Annotated in this window: 19 protein-coding genes and 1 pseudogene; 17 read left to right on the forward strand and 3 right to left on the reverse strand. The window is 43.1% G+C overall.

Annotated features, from left to right (window positions below; translation table 11 throughout):
- Positions 1-28 precede the first annotated feature (28 nt).
- The 4 genes from NE562_RS00605 to NE562_RS00620 all read left to right on the forward strand — a co-directional run bounded on the left by NE562_RS00605 (position 29) and on the right by NE562_RS00620 (position 4,787).
- Positions 29-1,861, forward strand: a complete 1,833-nt coding sequence (locus tag NE562_RS00605) for a hypothetical protein (RefSeq protein WP_280960445.1) — start codon at positions 29-31, stop codon at positions 1,859-1,861.
- Between the two features lie 33 nt (positions 1,862-1,894).
- On the forward strand, positions 1,895-2,254 hold the full coding sequence (locus NE562_RS00610) for a DUF4186 domain-containing protein (RefSeq protein ID WP_280960446.1): 360 nt from the start codon (positions 1,895-1,897) through the stop codon (positions 2,252-2,254).
- A gap of 227 nt (positions 2,255-2,481) precedes the next feature.
- The gene (locus tag NE562_RS00615) at positions 2,482-3,711 is read left to right on the forward strand and encodes a RecQ family ATP-dependent DNA helicase (protein WP_280960447.1); all 1,230 of its coding nucleotides are present in this window, start codon (positions 2,482-2,484) and stop codon (positions 3,709-3,711) included.
- On the forward strand, positions 3,708-4,787 hold the full coding sequence (locus tag NE562_RS00620; RefSeq protein WP_280960448.1) for a hypothetical protein: 1,080 nt from the start codon (positions 3,708-3,710) through the stop codon (positions 4,785-4,787). The genes NE562_RS00615 and NE562_RS00620 overlap by 4 nt, the downstream gene beginning before the upstream one ends.
- Before the next feature lie 154 nt (positions 4,788-4,941).
- Here the strand turns inward: NE562_RS00620 and tnpA are convergent.
- The 3 genes and pseudogenes from tnpA to NE562_RS00635 form a co-directional block, all read right to left on the reverse strand.
- Positions 4,942-5,370: pseudogene (tnpA, locus tag NE562_RS00625) on the reverse strand (IS200/IS605 family transposase); the annotation flags it as partial.
- A gap of 727 nt (positions 5,371-6,097) precedes the next feature.
- Positions 6,098-7,060, reverse strand: a complete 963-nt coding sequence (locus NE562_RS00630; protein ID WP_280960449.1) for a hypothetical protein — start codon at positions 7,058-7,060, stop codon at positions 6,098-6,100.
- Positions 7,061-7,124: 64 nt separating this feature from the next.
- On the reverse strand, positions 7,125-7,928 hold the full coding sequence (locus tag NE562_RS00635; RefSeq protein ID WP_280960450.1) for a helix-turn-helix domain-containing protein: 804 nt from the start codon (positions 7,926-7,928) through the stop codon (positions 7,125-7,127).
- Between the two features lie 343 nt (positions 7,929-8,271).
- On the opposite strand from NE562_RS00635, the gene NE562_RS00640 reads away from it, so the two are divergent.
- The 13 genes from NE562_RS00640 to rfbG all read left to right on the forward strand — a co-directional run bounded on the left by NE562_RS00640 (position 8,272) and on the right by rfbG (position 23,322).
- Positions 8,272-8,685, forward strand: coding sequence for a cysteine-rich VLP domain-containing protein (locus NE562_RS00640; protein WP_419195976.1), 414 nt, complete (start codon positions 8,272-8,274; stop codon positions 8,683-8,685).
- 120 nt (positions 8,686-8,805) lie between these two features.
- Positions 8,806-9,747 (forward strand): MobV family relaxase, encoded by a 942-nt coding sequence (mobV, locus tag NE562_RS00645; RefSeq protein WP_280960452.1) that lies wholly within the window; start codon positions 8,806-8,808, stop codon positions 9,745-9,747.
- On the forward strand, positions 9,731-9,943 hold the full coding sequence (locus NE562_RS00650; RefSeq protein ID WP_280960453.1) for a hypothetical protein: 213 nt from the start codon (positions 9,731-9,733) through the stop codon (positions 9,941-9,943). The genes mobV and NE562_RS00650 overlap by 17 nt, the downstream gene beginning before the upstream one ends.
- A gap of 93 nt (positions 9,944-10,036) precedes the next feature.
- Positions 10,037-11,548, forward strand: a complete 1,512-nt coding sequence (locus tag NE562_RS00655) for a recombinase family protein (RefSeq protein WP_280960454.1) — start codon at positions 10,037-10,039, stop codon at positions 11,546-11,548.
- 461 nt (positions 11,549-12,009) lie between these two features.
- Positions 12,010-12,609, forward strand: coding sequence for a recombinase family protein (locus NE562_RS00660; protein WP_280960455.1), 600 nt, complete (start codon positions 12,010-12,012; stop codon positions 12,607-12,609).
- A 209-nt stretch (positions 12,610-12,818) separates the two neighbouring features.
- Positions 12,819-14,288 (forward strand): ABC transporter permease, encoded by a 1,470-nt coding sequence (locus NE562_RS00665; RefSeq protein WP_280960456.1) that lies wholly within the window; start codon positions 12,819-12,821, stop codon positions 14,286-14,288.
- Between the two features lie 58 nt (positions 14,289-14,346).
- Positions 14,347-15,030 carry an ABC transporter ATP-binding protein gene (locus NE562_RS00670; protein ID WP_419195977.1) on the forward strand — a complete coding sequence of 228 codons (684 nt, stop codon included), beginning with the start codon at positions 14,347-14,349 and terminating at the stop codon, positions 15,028-15,030.
- The gene (locus tag NE562_RS00675) at positions 15,017-15,856 is read left to right on the forward strand and encodes a glycosyltransferase (RefSeq protein ID WP_280960458.1); all 840 of its coding nucleotides are present in this window, start codon (positions 15,017-15,019) and stop codon (positions 15,854-15,856) included. The genes NE562_RS00670 and NE562_RS00675 overlap by 14 nt, the downstream gene beginning before the upstream one ends.
- Positions 15,856-16,896: a glycosyltransferase family 2 protein gene (locus NE562_RS00680; protein WP_280960459.1), complete on the forward strand. Its 1,041-nt coding sequence runs from the start codon at positions 15,856-15,858 to the stop codon at positions 16,894-16,896. Before NE562_RS00675 ends, NE562_RS00680 begins: the two co-directional genes overlap by 1 nt.
- A complete protein-coding gene (locus NE562_RS00685) occupies positions 16,874-18,025 on the forward strand; it encodes an acyltransferase family protein (RefSeq protein WP_280960460.1) in 1,152 nt (383 codons plus the stop codon). Before NE562_RS00680 ends, NE562_RS00685 begins: the two co-directional genes overlap by 23 nt.
- Positions 18,012-21,485, forward strand: a complete 3,474-nt coding sequence (locus NE562_RS00690) for an FkbM family methyltransferase (protein ID WP_280960461.1) — start codon at positions 18,012-18,014, stop codon at positions 21,483-21,485. The genes NE562_RS00685 and NE562_RS00690 overlap by 14 nt, the downstream gene beginning before the upstream one ends.
- Positions 21,485-22,267 (forward strand): glucose-1-phosphate cytidylyltransferase, encoded by a 783-nt coding sequence (gene rfbF / locus NE562_RS00695; protein ID WP_280960462.1) that lies wholly within the window; start codon positions 21,485-21,487, stop codon positions 22,265-22,267. Before NE562_RS00690 ends, rfbF begins: the two co-directional genes overlap by 1 nt.
- A complete protein-coding gene (gene rfbG, locus NE562_RS00700; RefSeq protein ID WP_419195979.1) occupies positions 22,267-23,322 on the forward strand; it encodes a CDP-glucose 4,6-dehydratase in 1,056 nt (351 codons plus the stop codon). The genes rfbF and rfbG overlap by 1 nt, the downstream gene beginning before the upstream one ends.
- The last annotated feature ends 1 nt before the right edge of the window (position 23,323 follow it).

The following is a 23,323-nucleotide window of genomic DNA, read 5'->3' on the forward strand; positions in this document are numbered from 1 at the left end:
AATGGAGGGAGGATGGGAGGCGTATACGGTGAAGAAAAGCAATAAAGTATATTCACGAAAAAAGGATCCTTTTGATCAAGGGGTGCACGCGATATTCGTTGGAAATTATGAATATGATGACGGTTCGCAAGCACTGATTATCTGGGGAAAACACATCCCTGATGCGATAACAAGTATGCTATCTTCGTCCGATACGGTTGCGAAAGTTGTAGAAGGAAAGCTTAATGCAAAGCAGCTTTCAGTTAAAAAACGAAAATATTGCGACCTGAAAAGCAAAATAGGATACCCTGATTATCGCGGAATAAAAAGTTATTATATGGATGAATCAGAACTGCGCGAATCGTTGATGAATTTGCAAAAAATGCTTTTTAGTTGTGGGAAAGATCGGAAAAGTGCCGGTGACGTACTAAAATTGACCACTGCTCTCTTAACTGGTTATGTGGCACGCGGCATTTCATCATGTGTTGCTGATGAAGAAATCAGAATGACTGAGCTGCGTGCACCGATACTCATAATAGGCAACCATGAGGGAAGATGGGATACTTTAAGAAAAATTGTGGAGTCTTTGCTGGTTGGATCTGAATCTAAGAAGTCAGAAAAACCTCCAACACTTCAAATGATAGGGTCACACATTCTATGCAATCCCAACCGACGTGAACATATGGATGATTTTTCATCAGTTGAGTTTACATATGAGGTTACTGATACTATATTTCCGGATGAAAGAACAGCTACCGAAAAGCTCAATCTTCCCATTCAGTACAGAGATACTATGGTGTTGATTTATCGAAAGCATGTTTTTGGTCAATTGGTTTCTTTTATCCAGCGGAATCGCTGGGCAACAATTGTGGTATACGGTTCTTCAAGTAAATCTGTTCTTATAGATCCAGTCAGAATTGACTTTAAAAGGTTGCATACCAGTGATTTAGACTGGAGTCAAGAGTCCATCAAAGCACTAATACAGAATTTTGTTGTAGATTTTAGTGAGCATTGGTTGGATATTACGCAGTTTCGATTAGTGGACTTTTGGAAACGAGCAAAGAAACTGGTTTCTGTTCATAATAGCGTACGTGGTTCGCAAAAAATAATAGGACAGCAAGCGACTTGGATGTACTTGATGACAACAACATTGCTCTTGTTTACTGACTTTTTAAAGAAAATGTTTACGAATATGTGTGTTTCAGATCACGAAAAGATTTCCGAGTGGTGGGAAACTGAGCTGATAAGTCTGTTATTGCCATACAGCTGCGAAGCACCACAATGTAATGTACCTTTGGGGGAGCGAACGTTAGATATAGCGCGCGACGCGGATGATATTGTGCAGGAAATACTGAAAAAATTGATTTCCCCGGAGTTTTCTGCCCACCTGTACTTTGTCCCGCCAAAAGGATTGTTCGATTTGGTCGATCCGGAGGATGGTGGGACAAAGTACTGGGGATATTTGCGGCAGCATTTTGATCGATACCGTAAGCCTTCCTATTTTGCACTTCAGATTCGAAAGGATCAAATGGAGGAAATAGGGAATCAACTATTTCCTTCAAGATGCGATTGGGAAGAACTCATACAGCAGTTGAAAAAGAAAATGCCCCCCTATTTATGCTTCATTCGCCCGGAATCTATGCCAATCGACGAAATGGAACGCGCCGCGAAAAAGACTGCTACTGCACTGACATTCGACATCGGAAAATTTGACTTTTTATCAAAAGAAGGCAAAAAATATTTGCATAATCGATTTCTCGGAATGGAGGATAAAGCGGCATGGGTGAACGCAAGCGAAGCGGGTATAGAGCAGCCAGATTCTGTACAAAACGAGGAAGCGGCAGATGAAACGAGCGTATTCGATGAAATAGAAGAGTTGTAATCGATTCTCAAGACCGGCTCAAATGGAGGGCGTATGCAAACAATTAGACAAGCTTTGGAAAAATTGCAGCGCTCCACTTTTCGAGCGGGCTTTCATTTGACGGAAAAGGACAAGGCCTATGTGCGGGAGCACAGAATAGACACGGTGGAAAGGCATGCGGAGGATTTTGTGCGGACTCGGCTGGCTCCAGCCGTAATTCCGAACGATGGGAAGCAGACGCCGATGCGCGGGCACCCGGTTTTCATCGCTCAGCACGCTTGCGCCTGCTGCTGCCGAAACTGCCTGAACAAGTGGTATCGGGTGCCGAAAGGGATCGCGCTGGACGCGGAGATGCAGCATCGCATTGTCGCCTTGCTGATGGCGTGGATCAAGCGGGAGATGCAGGAAGGATAAGCTGCGTGAAAGATGCTTCTTCAGCCTAATACATATCACCTGTTGTACACTTTTATAGAACAACTTGAGCTGAAACATCGCGCAATACCCCCGGGAAGGCTGCTTAGCGTTCTATGCTCATTGTATCTGAAATTGAGTGAAACAGATGAAATCGTGCACCAAACGATATTATCTTTTTACACATGATGCGACATGAGAATAATCATAATGCTGGGAGGATTATTCTCATGGATGTAAAAAGAGACATAAAGCAGGCAATGGATCAGCTGGGCATCGACAAGCTGCGCCGACATCAATTGAAACCGATCAGTTCGATCTGTTCCGCGCGGGATACGTTTGTATTGGCGCCGACATCTTCGGGCAAATCGGCCATTTATCAGATTCCCGCACTGTTGCATGAAAACCAAATAACGGTGGTACTGGAACCCACACTTGCATTGATGCATGACCAGACGCGTAAGTTGCGGGCGCTTGGCATTGCGGCGGAATATATGGATTCTGCTATGACAAAGAGTGAGCGTACAGATAGCTTGAAGCGGTTTCAGGAAGGGAAAGTGAATATTCTGTATATCACTCCGGAACGGTTTGTTTCGGAGTCTTTTTTATGTATATTACGGGGAATGAAGTTGTTTATGCTCGTGGTGGATGAATGTCATTGTGTGTTGGATTGGGGAGGCTCCTTTCGCAGCGATTATCTGCAAATTGGGGAAGCGATTGATTCGTTGTCGGAACGTCCTGTGATCACCGCGCTAACGGCGACCGCTTCAAAAGAAGATATCAAACAGATATGCTCGCTGCTGCACATGAAGAAGCCCGCGATATTTGAGAACGATTTGTATCGGAAAAATCTGATTTTCATCAAGAAATACGCGGATGATCGGAAAGCGAAACAGATGCAGCTTCGTCAGTATTTGAAAAAATATCATACCGGGTGCAGCATTGTATACTGTAATACGAAGAAGGCGGTGGACGCGGTACATGAATTACTGGAGAAGCGATATCCGGGGAAAGTTTGCAAGTGTCATTCGAATATGGGCGCGGCAAAAAGGGCTTCTCATGAGCTGCAGTTTCTAAAAGGAGAAAAGCAGATCATGGTGGCAACCTCGGCGTTTGGCATGGGCGTTGACATGGGAGAGGTCGATTTGGTCATTCATTTCAATATGCCGCTGTCTGTAACCGATTACGTGCAGCAGGCTGGACGAGCGGGACGGCAAGGACAAAAGGCGCATTGTGTGCTGCTGTACAGCGATGACGATTACTACATTGACCGGGTGATTTTGAGCAGTATTCAGGATGATTCAGCCAAAAAGCGTGCATTGGATCGGCTGGATGAGATGAAAGACTATTGCGACGATACGGCGCATTGCCAGACCGGAATGCTGCTGCGTTCGTTTGGACAGGAACAGAAGAAGCGCTGCAACCGCTGCACCAACTGTCAGAAAGCGAGAAGAGGATGAACGGACAGTTTATTGACATGGAATCAGGCGTGCATACCTATTCAGTCGCGATGACATTGACGAAGGAGGAGTTTTACGATATCGATGCGCATTTATCCGCTCTTAGGACAGAGGAAAACTACTGGACTGGGGGAAAACGCTGTACCTGTCATGGCTTTTACGAGCAAGGGATCGTGCTCTACTTATCCCGTTTTAAAAGCGGAGGTCATCAACTATATCGGCTGAAAGTCCGGATTGAGCCATGCCGGGTACTGGGCAGCTCAAGCCCGTTAGCGTTGTACCAACCGAACAGAAAGTCCTATCAACAACTGGTCAAAACAGCGGATCGGATGTTGAAAAAGATCAAAGTACCACGCTCAATAGACGATATGAAGATCTGCCGGGAGGATATGACCGTTGACCTATATTTTCAGACAGAGGAGCCGGTCAGGCAATATGTTCGGGCCTGTCAAAAGGGAATGGTGCTGCCACACTATAAGCAGGAACGGTTCCGCGATGCGGAGCACAAGACAAAAAATGCGGAGGAAGCCAATAGGGGGTCATGCCGTCAAACGTGTAAATCAGCTAGCTTTTTTGTATATAACAAATCGGCGCAGCTGAAGATGGTCGGTCGAGACTCACTTGAGCGAAAGGGACAGTATATTTTGCGGCTGGAAGCGGAGCTAAAAAGGGCAGCGCTGAAAAAGCGGCTTGGCGAGCAGCCGGATAATTATCATTATTTAAAGGAAGGCGGGCGGCAGGCAAAGAAGGTGGCTGAGTGGTATCTAAAACGGATCTTCAAAAATGCGGATGGAGAACATCTACGATTTGAGGACGCTGCCATTATGGTGGAACAGAGCAATTGGAAAGAGAAAACACAGAGACAGATCACATATTTGCTGCGCAAGGTGAGCGACAGCCGGTCGCTAAACGCGGCGATCGAGAAGACAAAGCAGAAATATGAACTTTCTGCCGGACAGATGGAACGATTGCTGATAAAGCTGCGAAAGCTGGATATCAGCCCGATAACGCTGCCCAATACTTCGAAAAATGGGCGGTTGAAGTCGTTGATACGACTGATAAAAGAATGCTTCTGAAGGCAGTAACATTGTACGATTTAATAGTATAGACAGAAAAACAAGTCATGACCACCCCAAAGCGGGGTGGCATGAACAAGCCCTATAAGGGCATAAAAAAAGCCAGCGCCTAAAAGACGCTGGCTTTCACTTCGTTCAAGCCCTGATGGTAAGACTACTTACTACCCTTGAAAGGGTCAACATATTCTTTCTTACTTAAGCTATCTTCGATTTGATCCTGCTTATCTTGCTCCCTGATATATTTTTGAATCGTGGCCGTATTGATTCCTACCGTGCTCACATAATATCTAGTCGCCCAGAAATTACGACTGCCGAATTTATATTTTAAATTCCCATGCCGCTCGAATATCATCATCGCACTTTTCCCTTTTAAATATCCCATAAACTGCGAGATACTGTATTTCGGCGGCACGCTTACGAGTAAATGAATATGGTCAGGCATCATATGCCCTTCGATGATTTCCACACCCTTCCACTTGCACAAATCCTTTATAATTTGCTGTATATCTTTTCGCAGCTGCTTATAGATTATTTTCCTTCGATATTTCGGTGTGAATACGATGTGATACTTGCATACCCATTTAGGTCAGTTTACAAGAGACTACACGCAGACCGTGAAACGGGCTGCTGACAACAAACGGCGCTATGCTCCCGGCAGGGGCATAGCGCCGTTCTGTTGTGGGGGAATCCAAAGGGGGCAAAGCCCCTTTTGGCACACAACTTTGCGTAGCAAAGTGTAGTGTGTTATACGCTCTGTCGGCGTTGTCGTGAAAATGCCGTTGCCGCCGGGGAGGGCAAGGGCATTTGAAGCGGCGGGAAAACAGGCTGTGCTTGCGGGGCGGGAAGCCGCAAGCGCAGAGCTGGTTTCGTCAGCAGACGGGGCGTATATGAAGCCCCTGTCCCTCGTCCTCCGTCTGAATTTAGGGTCAACTTGGCCCGATGTTGTATATACACTCGGCAAAAATAGCAGAACGGACGGCAACCGTCAAGGCTGAAATGAACGGGCTTTCGCCCGGCCTTGACCGCCGCCGCCCGTCCCGCTAACGGGTAGACAAGGCGGACAATCCCATACTGTGCTTGTCCGCTGTCAAACTATTGCGGGGCTGTTCGTCCTCTCAAAATTGAAATGGGCGGGAAAGCCATTTTGGGGCTTTCCCGCCTTGATTGCCCATCAGCAAAGACGGGCGAGACTGTCAACGGCGGCGCTGTAAGCGCCGTTCATCTTGACCGTTGACTGGCTTGGCTGGCTTTGCTATCTCCCCGGTTATGCGATTGCGGCTTATACCAATAAGGCGTACTACGTAAAATGCTCATAATTCTGTCCGCAGTAAAATTTGGCTGCAAACATAGGTTAGATAGGGAGATGGCTGTTTCTTTTGCCCGAAATCCCAGCCCTTAAACTTTTGATATACAGCTTCGGGTGTAAACAAACCATTCTCGTCTTGCTTTGATTTTAAAATCATAGCCATTTCAAGAAATCGCTTGTCCTTTTTTATGGAGTCAAAACGGCTTAAAACATCGGCAACACTTACAATATCGTACCACATTGCAGGTGCTTTCAGCTTTCTAAAATCAGTTCCCATATAGAACATATAGGGGTGCTTATCCAAGCTGTGCTCCCATAGAGAAAGTAAATTTTGCGCTATTTTCTCCGCAATTTCACTTTGCTTATAGTTTTCTATATCAGAAAGCAGCTTTAACATCAGCAATGTGGCATAAGGGCAGCAATCGTCCTTGCGCCCGGGGCCTCTGAATTTTCCGTGCTCTTTAGAAACGGTGCAAGGAAATCCCTCATCTTTATAAAAGCTTAAAAGGTACTCTACACCACGATGAATATGTTTATCATAATCAACGTTTGCTTTATGCAGTAAAAGGAGCAACAATGGCGCATCGCACAAGCACCAACCAAAGGTGTCCTCGCCAATGCCGCCGTAATGCTTCGGAATATTTGTTGGCGATTGATAAATACCATTTTCATCTATATGTTCTAAAATTTTATTTATACCGGCTTGTATCTCCGGAATATCTGTATCAAATCCAAGCTCAAGTAAAAATAATAATTTGTGCATAGACAAATCAGGATTTTTATGATTGGTCACAAGGCAGTTATGAAAATTTGAAACATCAGTAAGATATGCCTTGATTTTGGGGTTAGATAATGCTTGCTTTCTTAACTCTTTCAAACTATTCTTGCTTTCGCCTAAAACATTCACCTTTACAGCATATTGCAGCCAAGATTCACCGTTTTCCAAAATAAACTGCAAATCATTCATAGCCACCCTCCTAAACAAATATAAACAACCTAATAGTTCGCCTTTTCCGCCAAAGGCACACTCGTCATTTTCTCTTGCCCCTCTGCGGCAAATAGCTTTTCGCCAGTTCGGATTTTTGGACAATCCGGGTCAGCCATTGTTTTTCTTCCTCTGTCAGCTTGGTATAACGCAGCTTTGTCTGCTTGCAGAACACCATCAGCAGTTGTTCCGCCCGGCTGCCCTTGAAGCCCGCCACTTCCTCCAAATCCCGCTTGAGTTCGTCCACGATGGTATTCTCCGGGGCGCTGTCGCTTCTGCCCTTGTGGGCTTCCCGTATGTCCTCCATGATAGCGTCTATGTCGTGATGTACCCGGCTGCTGAAATAGTCGCCCTCCCGCACATGGGCGGCTTGCAGTACGCCGGCGGTTTTGTCATGCTCCCCCGGCTGGTACTTCTCCACGATTTCAGCCCTCGCCACATCTACCCATGCGTTCAAGTTCTGTATCTGTGTGGCGGCGATACCCTCCACATAAATCTGTATATCGGCCAGCAGCTTCACAAAATCCGGGTGCGCCGCCAGTTCACAAAGCAGGGCGGTATCAATCCGTCCGCTTTTCAGCAGGTCTATCATCTCGTCACTCAAACGCAGGTCTGAAAGATCGGCGTTTGGGTGATTTCTTGTTTCGGTCAGCCCCAGCAGATAATCGGCGGTCACACCGTAAAACTTCGCCAGCTTGATAAGGGCATAGTGGCTGATGTCCTTGAAGTCGTCCGCTTCATAGCTGCCCAGCGCAGACTTGGAAAGTTGTGTCTGTTCCGCAAGCTGTTCCAGTGTCAACCCACGCTCCACGCGCAGGTCTTTCAGGCGCTCTTGTATGGTTAAAGCCATGCTATCCCTCCCCTTTTCTTGGCTGCTATTATTTTACCACAATTCCGAGAGCATGGAAATAGTGCGTTTTCCAGCGGGATTTCCAACCTTTCGGATATACGGGACGGGCGGTCAAAAAAGTGTAGACTTGTGTTAGTTCATCGATGGACAAGCACAAGTGAATGACCGTCCGAAAGAGATATTACCGGCTGGGGAAGCACGCCATAACGCCGCCACTTCTGGACAAAATGTCCAGAAGTCACTTCGGGTCAACTTGGCCCGAAGCAGGCCAGCGTACCAACGCCGGAACACGCCGCAGGAGTGGGGTAGGAACGGCTTTCGGGAGAACGGCAGTAAAGCGAAAATGGAGGAACGCATGAGCAAAAAACTACCAGAGATAGAGCGCACACCGGGCGGCGGATTGCCCCGCATGGCCCCGGCGCAGCGCAGACGGGCAAATGCCCTTATTCGGAAAACCTGCTGCAACTATGAGAACGGCAACTGCCTGCTGCTGGACGATGGGGAGGAATGCGTCTGCCCCCAGACTATCTCCTATTCCGTCTGCTGCAAGTGGTTCCGCTGGGCGGTGCTGCCACAGGACAAGGCGCTGGAAGCGGAGATTTTCCGCAGCGCCAGCGTGAAGCGGTGCGCCGAATGCGGGGCAACTTTCGTCCCCCGTTCCAACCGGGCGAAATACTGTGAAGCCTGCGCCGAACGGGTACATCGGCGGCAGAAGAACGCCAGCGACAGGAAGCGGCGCAGGGAAACGGACAAATAGGGGCTGACAAAAGCCCATAAATCAAGGACTTTTAGGGGCTGACCGGGGCGGGGCTGTATGTTTGTATGCCCCTCCCCCAAAACAGCCCCCGAACTGTCCGCAGGAGGGAGGATTGATAGATTGCCGCAATACGCAATTTTGCGATTTGCAAAGCACAAGGGCAACCCGGCAAGGCCGCTGGAAGCCCATCACGAACGGCAGAAAGAAAAGTACGCCAGCAACCCGGATATTGACACGGCAAAGAGCAAGTACAATTTCCATATCGTCAAGCCGGAGGGCCGCTATTTCCATTTCATTCAGCGCCGCATTGAACAGGCAGGATGCAGGACACGCAAGGACAGCACCCGGTTTGTGGACACGCTGATAACCGCCAGCCCGGAGTTTTTCAAGGGCAAGCCCCCAAAGGAGGTACAAGCCTTTTTCCAGCGGGCGGCTGATTTTCTTATCCAGCGGGTAGGCCGTGAAAATATCGTGTCGGCGGTGGTTCACATGGACGAGAAAACGCCCCACTTGCATTTGACTTTCGTGCCGTTAACAAAGGATAACCGCCTGTGCGCCAAAGAGATTTTGGGCAACCGGGCAAGCCTTACGAAGTGGCAGGACGATTTTCACGCCTACATGGTGGAGAAATACCCGGACTTGGAGCGTGGCGAAAGCGCCAGCAGGACGGGCCGCAAACATATCCCCACCCGGCTTTTCAAACAGGCGGTCAACCTCTCAAAACAGGCAAGGGCCATTGAAGCTGCGCTGGACGGCATTAACCCGCTAAACGCCGGGAGGAAGAAAGAGGAAGCCCTCTCCATGCTGAAAAAGTGGTTTCCCCAGATGGAGAATTTCTCCGGGCAGTTGAAGAAATACAAGGTCACGATTGCCGACCTGCTGGAAGAAAACAAAAAGCTGGAAGCAAGGGCAAAGGCCAGCGAAAAAGGCAAATTGAAAGACACGATGGAACGGGCGAAGCTGGAAAGCGAATTACATAATATCCAGCGGGTACTTGACCGTATCCCGCCCGATGTGCTGGCGGAACTGAAACAACAACAGCAGTATGGAAAGGATAGGTGATTTTATAAGCGGTATCAGGTACAGAAAAGAAACAGAGGTTGTGACTTTTCAGGGAAAGGAAATCACGCTGGAAAATCTCTCCCCGGTATTCACCCCGGAACAGGAAGCGGCGAAACGCCGGGAATTGGAGCAGCAGCTTTATGACGTGTTCCGCAAGTACGCCGACAAGCGGCAGGCGGAGGAAGCCGGGGCGTAAGGTTTTCCAAAGGCAACATTGATTTGCGGGGCTGCTGGCGGTATAATAAAACTGTCAGAAGCTCCGTTTCTTTTTGAAGAAAAGGAGCGACAAATGGACAATCGGATAGACGCAATCTATGCAAGACAATCGGTAGACAAGAAGGACAGCATTTCCATTGAAAGCCAGATTGAGTTTTGCAAATATGAATTGAAAGGCGGTAACTGCAAGGAATACACAGACAAGGGGTACAGCGGCAAGAACACAGACCGCCCGAAATTTCAAGAGTTGGTGCGGGATATTAAGCGGGGCTTGATTGCAAAGGTCGTTGTTTACAAGCTAGACCGTATCAGCCGTTCCATTCTGGACTTTGCCAACATGATGGAACTGTTCCAGCAGTACAACGTGGAGTTTGTGTCCTCCACGGAAAAGTTTGATACCTCCACCCCGATGGGGCGGGCCATGCTGAATATCTGTATCGTTTTCGCCCAGCTTGAACGGGAAACGATACAGAAGCGGGTGACGGACGCTTACTACTCCCGCAGTCAGCGGGGCTTCAAGATGGGCGGGAAAGCCCCCTACGGTTTCCATACGGAGCCTATCAAGATGGAGGGTATCAACACAAAGAAGCTGGTGGTAAACCCGGAGGAAGCGGCCAATATCCGGCTGATGTTCGAGATGTACGCAGACCCGGCAACCTCCTACGGGGACATCACCCGGTACTTTGCGGAACAGGGCATTTTGTTCTACGGTAAGGAACTGATACGCCCCACGCTGGCGCAAATGTTACGCAACCCCGTCTATGTGCAGGCAGACCTTGACGTGTACGAGTTTTTCAAAAGTCAGGGGACGGTGCTCGCGGGTGATGCCACCGACTTTACGGGCATGAACGGGTGCTATCTGTATCAGGGGCGGGACGTGAAGCCGGACAAGCTGCACAATCTCAAAGACCAAATGCTGGTGCTTGCGCCCCATGAGGGAATTGTCCCATCGGAAACATGGCTGGCCTGCCGCAAGAAGCTGATGAACAACATGAAAATCCAGTCCGCCCGGAAAGCCACCCACACATGGCTGGCGGGGAAAATCAAGTGCGGGAATTGCGGTTATGCCCTTATGAGTATCGTCAACCGGGTAGGCCGTCAATATCTCCGCTGCACAAAGCGGCTGGATAACAAAAGCTGTGTCGGGTGCGGCAAGATTTACACCGCTGAACTGGAAACGGTGGTCTATCAGCAGATGGTGAAGAAACTGGAAAGCCACAAGACGCTGACGGGCAGGAAGAAAGCGGAAAAGGCCAATCCCAAAATCGCCGCCCTGCAAGTGGAACTTGCCCATGTGGACGGCGAGATTGAAAAACTGGTGGACAGCCTGACAGGGGCGAACAATGTCCTGCTCTCCTATGTGAATGTGAAGATAGCGGAACTGGACGGGCGTAAGCAGGAACTTGTGAAGCGGATAGCGGACTTGACCGTGGAAGCCATCAGCCCGGAACAGGTCAGCCAGATTTCCGGCTACCTCGACACTTGGGACAGCGTATCCTTTGACGACAAGCGGCGGGTGGTGGATTTGATGATTACCACCATAGCCGCCACAAGCGACAGCTTAAACATTACATGGAAAATCTGACGGGCGGCATACCTCCCGCCAGACCGTTACCCTGTGTAGTCCCTTGTAAACTGTACTTTTGTATGTGCTAAACTGTTTGTCATAAAGGTCTTCCTTTCTGTTTCTTTGGTGGCTTGAACACTCACCATTTTTTCAGTTTGGAAGTCCTTTTTTGTTTAAACTTGAATCCCACCCGCATTGCGGGCGGTTCTTACCGTATTTGCTCTGCAAATACGCCACCGCTAAAGCACTAATATAAAAGCTGTCAAAAGGTGTACTATTTGATTTCCAGTGAAAATTTCCAGTCATCATACATCACTATCGGTAACTGGAAACGATGTGCTAATTAACTATTGCTTTTTAAGCACTTTTGCGATATACTTGATTAGGCAAAAAAGCTGTCAAAAGGCACACCTTTTGATTGTCTTTACAATAAAAAAGAAAGAAATCATCGAAGAAATGCAGGAAGAAGAGGTGGGAGTATGCAACACAAAACCTTTTATTATGCCCGCGTATCAGACGATGAGAAGAATCTGGATGTGCAGCTGGAAGCTTTTCGCCAGCTCGGTGCGCAGGAGTATGAAATATTCATTGATCAGGAATCGGAGAGAAATACTGATCAGAACAGCTATCAGCTGCTAAAAAACGCTGCACTGCGCGAAGGGGATACGCTGATTATCCAGTCCCTCGACCGATTAAGCCGCTGCAAAGCGGATATCAAACAGGAACTGCAATGGCTGAAAGAGAACGGCATTCGCCTGAAAGTGGTGGATATGCCAACGACGATGATCGAGTTATCTGAAGACCAGCAGTGGGCTGTAGAACTGATGAATAATATATTGATCGAAGCGTTTGATTCCACTGTAGTACACGAATACGCCGAACACCGTCAGCGCCAGCGCGAGGGTATTGACGCCGCAAAAGCTAAAGGCGTCCGCTTCGGACGCCCGCCGCTGGAAAAGGAAGAAGAGTTCTATAAGCTCAAGAAGCGTTGGCTTTCCAAGGAGATTTCGACGAGGGAGGCGGCGCGGATACTGGGTGTGTCGCATCAGACGTTTTGGAAGTGGGTTAAAGGGGCCTGAAAGATTAGACTGAAAATGCAAAAATCCAATGGTTTAATTAGTTTGTAAGACTAAAATTGGATAGAATATAAAATTTTATTGTTAGTTTATGCCCATATACAATTTTCTGAAACTTAAATTGGTTGTTGATGGTGTTTACTTTAGCATATAGGTTATGCATACATATTTCATCTAAATCATAAAAAATTAACTTGAGAGGTATTTAATAAATGGAGTGTGAAACAAAAAAAGACAAAAATAATAATTTTAAGCAAAATATACGGTTTGGCAGACTGATATTTTGGATTTTACTAATTTATTTTACTTTGTCAGTAGCTTTTTTCTTTTTGACAGGAGATCAATTAAAATATCGAATTTCCCGTGGAAATATTAGCATAGAGACCGCCGATTCTTGCCCTGTTGAGTTGCGTGAAGGGATTATTGTGGAGCAAAATTTTTCCGCTCCAATACAACGACTGCAGTCTGTTACGGTTCAGTTGGGTACTTTCTACCGTGAAAATAGTGGTACGATTACTATTGAATTGTATAACCCCAAAGATGAAACAGTACTAATGAATGGAAGTTTTTCTGCCAATGAAATTGCTGAGGGTCAATATGTCACCATTCGTTCTAATGAACCAATCGAAGGATTATACAATATTCCTTTAATGCTTCGTTTATTTTCTAATTCTCCAATTGGTGCGGGAGTTGCTCCAATGGTATCTTCTGCAGTTTCACAAAGTGACGAGCATTTGTATATGAATGGTAATATAATCGGAGGTCGCTTGTGCTTTTCTGTTTCTGGAACAGACTATATTTGGATTGGTATACACTATTGGAAGTTCATTGTTGGATTAGGTATTTTAATAGTATTGTCTCTTGCGACTATATGGAAACGTCACGCAGCTGGAAAGCACAGTTACGTTGTTAACGGTATTGTTGCAATAAAAAAGTATCGGTTCTTGATTGATCAATTGGTTGCGCGAGATTTTAAAACAAAATATAAACGATCTGTATTAGGTATGTTTTGGAGTTTTCTGAATCCTTTACTGACAATGATTGTTCAATATATTGTTTTTTCTACGCTATTCAAAAGTGATATTCCAAACTACCCAACTTATTTACTAGTGGGTATTATATCTTTTAATTTTTTTTCTGAAGCGTGTGGTATGTGTTTGACATCTATTGTCGGGAATGCATCGCTTATAACAAAGGTATATATGCCCAAATATATCTATCCGCTTACACGCTTGATGTCATCTGCAATTAATTTGGTTATTTCGTTGATTCCGTTGTTGATTGTTTCGATGGCCACAGGAGTACAGTTTAAGAAGGCTGCAGTATTGGCGTTGTTCTTCTGGGTATGCTTGATTATTTTTAGTCTGGGTCTTGGTATGCTTCTGTCAGCAGCTATGGTATTTTTTCGTGATATGCAATTTTTGTGGGGTGTTTTAAGCATGATTTGGATGTATGCAACACCTATCTTTTATCCGGAAAGTATTATTCCAGAGCGGTTCAAATTTATATGGGACTTAAACCCTTTGTGCCAAATTTTAAGAAATGCTCGTATTTGCATTTTAGAAGGTATTTCGCCAGAACCCATATCATTTATACAATGTTTTGTTGTCGCACTAGTAATGTTTTGCATAGGTGCAATTGTGTTTAGTAAAACGCAAAATAAATTTGTGTTGTATTTATGAGAGGCTACTATAGGGGATCACAATGATAGAATTAAATAATGTAACAATGCGGTTTCGAATGAATGCAGACCGAATCATGTCACTAAAGGAATTTGTAATGACAGCGTTTAGAGGTAAACTAAAATATCAAGAGTTTATTGCGCTTGATAACGTGTCCTTTAAAGTGAAAAAAGGAGAAACGTTGGGCTTGGTTGGACACAACGGAGCGGGAAAAAGCACCGTGCTAAAAGTTATATCAGGAATTTTGAAACCAACAGAGGGCTATGTAAAGAGCAACGGAAATATTGTGCCCTTGCTTGAATTAGGGTCTGGATTTGATATGGATTTGACAGGTAGAGAAAATATTTATCTTAATGGCGCGATTTTGGGCTATAGTAAGTTGTTTTTGGAAACCAAATACGATGAAATTGTAGATTTTTCAGAGCTAGGAGCATTCATTGATTCACCGATACGCAATTATTCATCTGGAATGATGGCACGACTGGCATTTTCTGTTGCTTCAGTGGTTAATCCAGAGATATTAATAGTGGATGAGATTTTATCTGTTGGTGACGCATCGTTTCAAGAGAAAAGTCGTAGGCGCATGTTGGAGCTAATGGGTGGGGGTACAACGGTTTTATTTGTGTCACACAATTTAGATCAGATTCGTGAAATGTGTAGTCAAACCATATGGTTGGAGCACGGTAAGATACAAATGATTGGAAATACCGCTGAGGTGTGCAATGCCTATGCTGCAGGTTGAATTAATCCCCAATCTTTCAGTAATTATGGGTGTATATTATCAAAGTGATGATGTAGCAAAATTACGACGAAGTGTAACCTCCATTCTTTTACAAACATATCGAGAATTTGAGTTGCTCATTTGTGATGATGGATCATCTAAAGCAGCACAAGAACTTTTGTCAGAATTGGCGAAAGCAGACCGAAGAATACGTTTGATTCGATGTGGAAACCTTATAGGACTGCCAGCAAAGCTTAATGCCTGCTTGCAGGAAGCAAAAGGTATATATATTGCACGTATGGATGATGATGATTATTCACATGTCGATCGTTTTGAAAAGCAAATGCAGTTTCTATCCGAAAACAACAATGTTGGGTTTGTAGGTTGCAATGTTAACTTATATTGCGCTGGGAAAATCGTTGGGAAGCGAAAACTTCCGGAATATCCCACTGTATACGATTTTTTATTTGTTCAACCATATATTCATCCAACGCTGATTTTTCGTCGTGAGATATTAGAAATGGTAGATGGATACTCTGAGAATAAATATTGTGCGCTATGCGAAGATTATGACTTGCTACTACGCATATACGAAAATGGATATCATGGTGCAAATATTCAGGAAATTATATTTGACTATTCTGTTCCTACCACTGTAAAGGGAAAAAGAAGAATGTCAGCACGCTGGAACGAGACGGTAACAAGATTTAGACACTTCCGATTACTGCACCTGTTGCCTAAAGCATGGCCATATGTCTTTAAGCCATTACTAGTCGGTCTTATGCCGGCTCAAATCCTACGTATGGTTAAAAAGAGACATGACGGCGAGTATAAAGGAGATATTTAGTGAGCGATAATCCCGTACTGACAATAGCTGTGCCTATATACAATATGGAGCGCTGGCTAGAAAAAAATCTTGAGACATATCGAGATAAAAAGCTTTATAACCGGCTTGAAGTAATTTGTGTAAATAATGCATCTGTCGATAGTTCAAAATCCATAGTAACGAAATTTTGCCTAGAAACGCCTGAGATATTTCATCTTATTGACCGAGAAATTGATGATTATGGGGCAGCTATTAATGATGCAATTAGTTTCGCAAGTGGAACCTATTTTCGTATTGTTGATTCTGATGACTGGGTGGATACTAATGAGCTAATTAAGCAGGTTGATAAGCTTGAAGCCTGCGAAGTTGATGCTGTATTAACAGACTACCAGTTAGTCAACATGCGGACAGGTGCGATGCAACCTGTCTATGCAGGTGATAAGGGAATCGAATACTACCGTACTTATACGACACTAGAGGCACCACAAAAAACCTTACCAAGCATTCATACCACTACATATCGTACAGCTCTGTTGAAAGAAAACCGCTTTTTTATGCAAAATGGGATTTTCTACACAGATGAGGAGTATGTTGTATTACCATTTCTGCACGTCAAAACGATACTCTATTTTCCATATGATATCTATCGATATCAAGTGGCAAATCCACAACAGAGTATGTCGCCCATGAATCGTGCGAAACTCTATTTACATCGGGAAAAAGTTCTGCGTAGATTAATCTCAGAATATTATATCGCTCAAAGAAATAATGTGAAGCCACAAGCAATTGCCTACTGCAAAGCCCGAATTAATCTCGGTGTCGGGGATCATTTTACAACGTTATATATATATATTAAGGAAAGAAAAAAAGGCCGAATGTGTGCTAAACAATGGAAGACGTTTTTGCAATCTGAAGCACCGGAATTCTGGGTATATGTTAGACGAAAAGTCAGGGCGCTTTATTTATTAAACATATTTCATATCTCCTTGCCACAATATGATAAATTAAAAGCGCAACTTTTAAGATTAAAGTGGTTTATTGCTTTTTTTAAAGCTAGTTAATAGTTATAAGATTGGGATAGTAAATATGATTAAGGAATGCATAGGACAAAAGAGTGTATGTGTATCAAAATTTAAATCTATACAGTATGTACGTGTTCTAGCAATGGTTTTAATTTTATGGGATCATTTGGTGCCGGGAGCGTACTATGGTATCGGAGTACAGCCGACACCTAGTATTATAGAGAAATATATCATTTGGCCGCTAGCAATTACAAATTACTTTGGTGCATTAGGTGTAGACTTGTTTTTCCTTATCACAGGATTTTTAACGGTTCTATACTTGACAAATACTGGAGTTATTAGTTTTTTAATTAAACGAACATTTAGATTGGGACCGGCTATTGCATTTGGATATGTGTTATATTATTTACTTTTATATCTTTCTAAAATTCTTGGTTTCGATGTCAAAATTGACTTTTCTGCGTATTGGACAATAGGGCCGCTATGGTATATTCGCGTGTTGGTATGCTATTACATTATTTTCTCATGTTGCATTCCACTTTTTAAGAAGAGTTTATTTGGTGGATTGCTAATTTTTCAAATAGTGTTAATTACAATTTGTTCATTATCAAAACAGATACTGTTACCGTTTGATTTAGGGAACACATGTAGTTATATATTTTATATAACAATTGGTATGTCTGTGCATAATCTGCTGATAAATAAAAGCTCGTTCTTGGCATTCCTATTCCAGTTTTCTATATCATGGTTTGGAATAATTTATTATAATATAAACATATTTAATCCAGAACGCGCTGAAACTGGAAATTCATTCGGTGTTTCTGCTATGTATGCATTATTGCTTTTCTTGGTGTTTATACTTGCTGAAGATTTGTTGCCAAACAGCAAGATTGTAAAGAAAATCTCAGACTATAGTTATGGTATATATGTACATCATATGCCGATATTTTCCATCGTTTTGAGTCTACTAACCCATTTTGATACTAAAGGTATCAAAATGGCTCCTCAGCTAAGCGGAGGAGCCATTAAGGTTGTGTGCTATACAACTATAACAGTAAGCATGATCTTGACGATTGGGGCGAGTTATATACAAAACAAATGGATTGATACACCTTGCGTGAAGATGTCAAAAATTCTTATTGGGAGATTAAATAATGGACAAATATAAAATATTGGTTTGTTGTCATAAGGAGACGCCTTATATAAAGGACTCCATTTTTACTCCAATTTTGCTGGGTTCTGCTTATGCTGGAGATGCTACGAAGAGAGCTTTTCAAAATGATTTGTGGGATAACATGGGGGATAACATTTCAGAATTACAACCGTATTGCGCAGAACTAAGTGCTATTTACTGGGCTTGGAAAAACTATGATGTATTAGGTAATCCGGATTTCCTTGGATTATTTCACTATAGACGGTTTTTTAATTTTTCCGAGCCAATTGGTGAAGCGGATTTGTGGAAATGTGCATTCTTTGACTTAGATCAAGAAACATGTGATCGCTTTAAGTGGAACCGGGAAGGAATTGAACAGTTTTGCTTAGGTTATGATCTAATCCTACCATACCGTGAGGAGATTCTTAATCCAAAAGACTGGAAAACAAGCGTGTCACTTGAAACACATTATAAAAACTCTCATTATCCAGCTGATTTTGACCGTGCTATAGAGCTTGTGTGCAAGACTCATCCCCAATACAAAGAGTCTGTACAGAGATCTTGCGCTGCATCTTCTGGTCACTTTTGCAATATGTTTATTATGACGCGTCAAAAATTTTTTGACTATGCTACTTGGCTATTTAGTATAATTTTTCCATTGAAAGACATTCTACATGTTGAGAGCTCCCAATATACAGGAATCAATGTCAATCAGAAACGTGTTTTAGGTTTTTTGGGAGAGCGTCTATTTAATGTGTGGATTGACTATCAAAAACAGGTGAACAACATTAAAATTCGAGAGACAGAGCGTGTAACGGGCTATCTTACTCAAGCGGATAGGTTATCTTACATTAAAAAATACGGTATTAATGAATACAAAAGGGCAGTTCAACAGTCCAAAAGAAACATGGAATTTTTTTTTAAGCGTGGGGAGGATAGACTTAATTCAACAGAAATGCTTGTACATGATTCACGCAATAATTATAAGCCTGCAGTATCTGTGCTTTTGCCAGTCTACAACGTAGGGCAATTTCTGCGCCCATGCATTGAGAGCCTGATTAACCAGACTCTTGAAGACATGGAATTTATATTTGTTTATGATGATAGTCAGGATAATAGTTTAAATATTCTGGTGGAGTATTACCAAAGAGACTGTCGCATAGTTATTATTGAAAACAAGCAGCGAGGCGGTATGTCTCGCGCTAGGAATATTGCGATGCAGTTTATTAAAGGTGAATATTTTGCCTTTGTGGATAGTGATGATATCTGCGATGTAACAATGTTTGAAAAGTTGTATCAAAAAGCGAAGAAACTTGATGCAGATATTACTACATGTAGTGTCTGGGGATTCTATGATACCATGGATAACAAGTATTTGCATCGCCAACTGGAGTGGTTTGCGGATAGTGATAAGTTGCTTCCACTCGCTCAACGACCGCAACAACTGATGGAACCTGCAGCCTGGTGTAAGCTTTTTCGTACAAAATATATTCAGAGTCTTGATTATTTTGAATTTCGGCCAGATGTGGTTTCTTGGGAGGATGTGCCCGCCATGACGAGCGCATTTACACAAACTGACCGCATTGCCACTGTACAAGAGGCATTATATTATTATCGGCAGCGCACAACCGGTAATCTGTCAAATCTTATGACAAAGCGATACATAGACGAGTTCATAAGCGGTGCTAAACTGCAAGGCGAAATACTGAAGCGACATGGCTCTGATGACTGGATGCTCCGTTCGTATATTGAGGAGTTTAAATGCTTGTTTGCTGAATGGATGCTTTCGAAGTTGGACAAGAAAGATCGACCATATTTTTTTCATCATGTAGGTTGTCTGTTTAAGTTTAAAGAACGACACTACTTGCATCGGCTATTTACGCTTTATCCTAAAAGACGTTTGTTTTACTATGTTATTGTGTCGAGATCATGTGCAGTTTACTATTTTGGTAAGGTGCTTCTTCGTGCACGGAGAAGCATAAAAGCCCTTTTTAAAAAAACTTTTGACATTAAGCGAGAAGGAATTTATAGATCATTTAAAATTGGCCCGTTGCGCTTCAAACAACTAAATCGGTCGTATTGTTCACAAACGGTTGATTGGCTTGAGAAAAGATCCAGAGACTTTGAGGATCAAATAAGTCTTCTGCAAGCTGCTCACGATGATCTAAAGGTATGTAATGCTCAACTGCAGGGGGACAATAGGCGACTTGAAAGAGCAAATGAAAAGTTGACGGTAGCTCATGCCAACCTACAAACAATGAATGCACAGTTAGAGAAAGATAGCAACGAGATAAAGAAAGTTAATAATAAACTGGAAGAGCATAATGATGAATTGCAGGCTATTAATACGCAGCTTTGTGTATCGAACAAGCAACTTCAGGAAAGTAATGATGAGTTACAGGCCGTAAACAGTGAACTACGTACAGCCAGTAGCCATCTGCAGGAAAGCAACAAAGAATTGCAATTAAAAAGTGAAAATTTGCGTCAAGCGCTTAGTAGCTATGAAAAAATGGCAGGTGGATTCTACTATGCGGTGTGGACAACAGGATGGGTCGATATTTGGAAGCAGTATTACTACGAAAATTTTAAAAGCATACCTCAAAAAACGAATTTATTAAAAGAAGGACTTGATGATACTAGTTGTGCTTTAATTGATAGATTATGCTATCGCAATTTTGAACTTTTACCCAAACAGGCTGATTCAAAGTTATTTTTGTATGACCATAGGAATATTTACACAGCTGAAGAATTATCCGGTGCGGAAAATGCACTGGATGAAGAATATTTTAGAGAAAAATATATTATTCCAGAGGATGAATATTTGGAGATTCCGGTATTCGCATTTAATTGCGGCATACCGTTTTTACCGGAATCAGTTATTAAAAGAATAGAAGGACGTGATATTATTGACGGCGGAGCATACTGGGGGGATAGTGCACTGGTTTTACATGAATATAAGCCTGAGAAAATCTACGCTTTTGAGCCGCAACCAGAAACATTTTTGAAGCTTAACAAAACAATCATAGATAATCGACTGGAAAATGATGTTGTTGCTATTTGCGGGGGACTAGGTGTCAGGCAAGAAGTCAGGCCACTATATACTAATGGCATGATGAGTGGTTCGAATTTAATGAATATTACACCAAGCGCTTGTGACGACAAAGAGATAGTCAATGACGCGAATATATTCACTATTGATTCATACGTAAAAGAGCATGCTCTTAATGTTGGGCTCATAAAGCTTGACATAGAAGGCAACGAACTTGCAGCAATCTATGGTGCTGAAGAAACTATTAAAAAATTTAGACCTATTTTAGATATTGCGATTTACCATCATCCTCAGGATTTCTTTGAAATCAAGCCGTTTATTGAAAAAATGAATTTGGGATATCATTTTCTAATACGCAAACTTGTGTACCATGATCTGGTGACTGAAGTAGTGCTACTTGGGTATCCTGACGGAGGATTTGAATAATGAAAGTTGTGATTTTAGCAGGTGGATTTGGAACTCGAATTAGCGAAGAAAGCCAGTTCAAACCGAAACCGATGGTGGAGCTGGGTGAGAGACCTATAATATGGCATATAATGAAGTTGTATTCTACATATGGATATAATGAATTTATCATTTGTGCTGGCTATAGGCAGCATGTCATTAAGGAATATTTTGCTGACTATTTTTTACATACTTCCGATGTAACCTACGACTTCACAAATGGAAAGAACGAAATAATAATACACTGCACAAATTCTGAACCTTGGCGTGTTACAGTAGTTGATACAGGACTGAATACAATGACTGGCGGACGTGTTAAACGAATTAAGAAATACATAGGTGACGAACCTTTCATGTTAACCTATGGTGATGGTGTTGCTGATGTCAATATTGCGGAGTTGCTAAACTTCCATCAATCGCATGAAAAAATAGTTACGATATCCGCTTATAATGCAGGACAGCGATTTGGCGTACTTGATATTGACAAAGATGGACAAATAAATGAGTTTAGAGAAAAGACTAAGGGTGATGGCAATATGATTAATATAGGATTCATGATTTGCCAGCCTAGTTTTATTGATTTTATCGAAAATGATGACACCATTCTAGAAAAAGCGCCGCTTGAAACCGTGGCAAAATTAGGACAGCTAATGGCATATAAGCATGAAGGGTTTTGGCAGTGTATGGATACTGTTCGTGAAAAAGAAGCTCTAGAAAAACTATGGGCAAGCGGACAAGCACCATGGAAGGTATGGGTAGACTAATGTTAAATTTAGATTTTTATAATAAGAAGCGAGTGTTTCTAACGGGGCACACTGGATTTAAAGGCGCCTGGATGTGCCAAATACTCGCGAATGCAGGTGCTATTGTGACTGGATATAGCTTAGCACCACCTACAACGCACAACTTATTTCAAATAGCAGGGTTACAAAATAAAATTACTAGCGTTATAGGAGATGTTCGAGATTTTGACAAACTACAATGCACGTTTAATATGGCGAGTCCGGAAATTGTGATTCATATGGCGGCTCAACCACTTGTCCGTGAAGGCTACAAGAATCCGCGCAATACCTATGATGTAAATGTTATGGGTACAGTAAATCTTTTAGAGTGTGTGCGGCAGTGTCACACAGTCAAAAGTGTGTTAAATGTGACGACAGATAAGGTCTATCTAAACCATGAATGGTGCTGGGGATATCGCGAAAGCGACAAACTGGATGGTTTTGACCCATATTCAAATAGTAAAAGTTGTTCTGAATTAGTGACTCATAGTTATATTAATAGCTTCTTTTGCGACAACAGTGTGGCAATTAGTACGGCGCGTGCCGGTAATGTAATAGGTGGAGGGGATTTTGCCGAAAATAGAATTATCCCTGATTGTGTGCGTGCTATGAGAGATAATCGAGTAATCGTCGTGCGTAATCCCGATTCTACGAGACCATATCAGCATGTTTTAGATCCCTTGGCCGCATACTTAATGATTGTTCAAAAGCAATATGAAGATCCACAGTTCGCTGGATTTTATAATATAGGACCGGATGATTGTGATTGCGTTACAACTGGTGAACTAGTCAACCTCTTTTGCCGTTATTGGGGTGAAAATGCTCGATGGGAAAATCAGGCGGAGAGAAACGCACCACATGAAGCCAATTACCTAAAACTTGATAGCACAAAAATAAAAACCACAATTGGTTGGAAACCGCTTTGGCACATTGAAGACGCAATCCAAAAAATCTGCGAGTGGACAAAAGTATATTTTAATGGTTTGAATGTTTCTAGTGAGATGAACAGGCAGATAGAACTTTATATGGGAGCGTAAA

Origin of the sequence: Butyricicoccus faecihominis, from assembly GCF_024462775.1 — a bacterium.
GTDB classification, from domain to species: Bacteria; Bacillota; Clostridia; order Oscillospirales; family Butyricicoccaceae; genus Agathobaculum; species Agathobaculum faecihominis_A.

Excerpts from the sequence above, each read along its gene's own strand:
- rfbF (WP_280960462.1), top strand. The coding sequence starts at position 21,485 with ATGAAAGTTGTGATTTTAGCAGGTGGATTTGGAACTCGAATTAGCGAA.
- NE562_RS00660 (WP_280960455.1), top strand. The coding sequence starts at position 12,010 with ATGCAACACAAAACCTTTTATTATGCCCGCGTATCAGACGATGAGAAG.
- NE562_RS00640 (WP_419195976.1), top strand. The coding sequence starts at position 8,272 with ATGGAGGAACGCATGAGCAAAAAACTACCAGAGATAGAGCGCACACCG.
- NE562_RS00670 (WP_419195977.1), top strand. The coding sequence starts at position 14,347 with ATGAATGCAGACCGAATCATGTCACTAAAGGAATTTGTAATGACAGCG.
- NE562_RS00635 (WP_280960450.1), bottom strand. The coding sequence starts at position 7,928 with ATGGCTTTAACCATACAAGAGCGCCTGAAAGACCTGCGCGTGGAGCGT.
- NE562_RS00690 (WP_280960461.1), top strand. The coding sequence starts at position 18,012 with ATGGACAAATATAAAATATTGGTTTGTTGTCATAAGGAGACGCCTTAT.
- NE562_RS00675 (WP_280960458.1), top strand. The coding sequence starts at position 15,017 with ATGCTGCAGGTTGAATTAATCCCCAATCTTTCAGTAATTATGGGTGTA.
- NE562_RS00665 (WP_280960456.1), top strand. The coding sequence starts at position 12,819 with ATGGAGTGTGAAACAAAAAAAGACAAAAATAATAATTTTAAGCAAAAT.
- rfbG (WP_419195979.1), top strand. The coding sequence starts at position 22,267 with ATGTTAAATTTAGATTTTTATAATAAGAAGCGAGTGTTTCTAACGGGG.
- NE562_RS00610 (WP_280960446.1), top strand. The coding sequence starts at position 1,895 with ATGCAAACAATTAGACAAGCTTTGGAAAAATTGCAGCGCTCCACTTTT.
- NE562_RS00620 (WP_280960448.1), top strand. The coding sequence starts at position 3,708 with ATGAACGGACAGTTTATTGACATGGAATCAGGCGTGCATACCTATTCA.
- NE562_RS00650 (WP_280960453.1), top strand. The coding sequence starts at position 9,731 with ATGGAAAGGATAGGTGATTTTATAAGCGGTATCAGGTACAGAAAAGAA.
- NE562_RS00630 (WP_280960449.1), bottom strand. The coding sequence starts at position 7,060 with ATGAATGATTTGCAGTTTATTTTGGAAAACGGTGAATCTTGGCTGCAA.
- NE562_RS00655 (WP_280960454.1), top strand. The coding sequence starts at position 10,037 with ATGGACAATCGGATAGACGCAATCTATGCAAGACAATCGGTAGACAAG.
- NE562_RS00615 (WP_280960447.1), top strand. The coding sequence starts at position 2,482 with ATGGATGTAAAAAGAGACATAAAGCAGGCAATGGATCAGCTGGGCATC.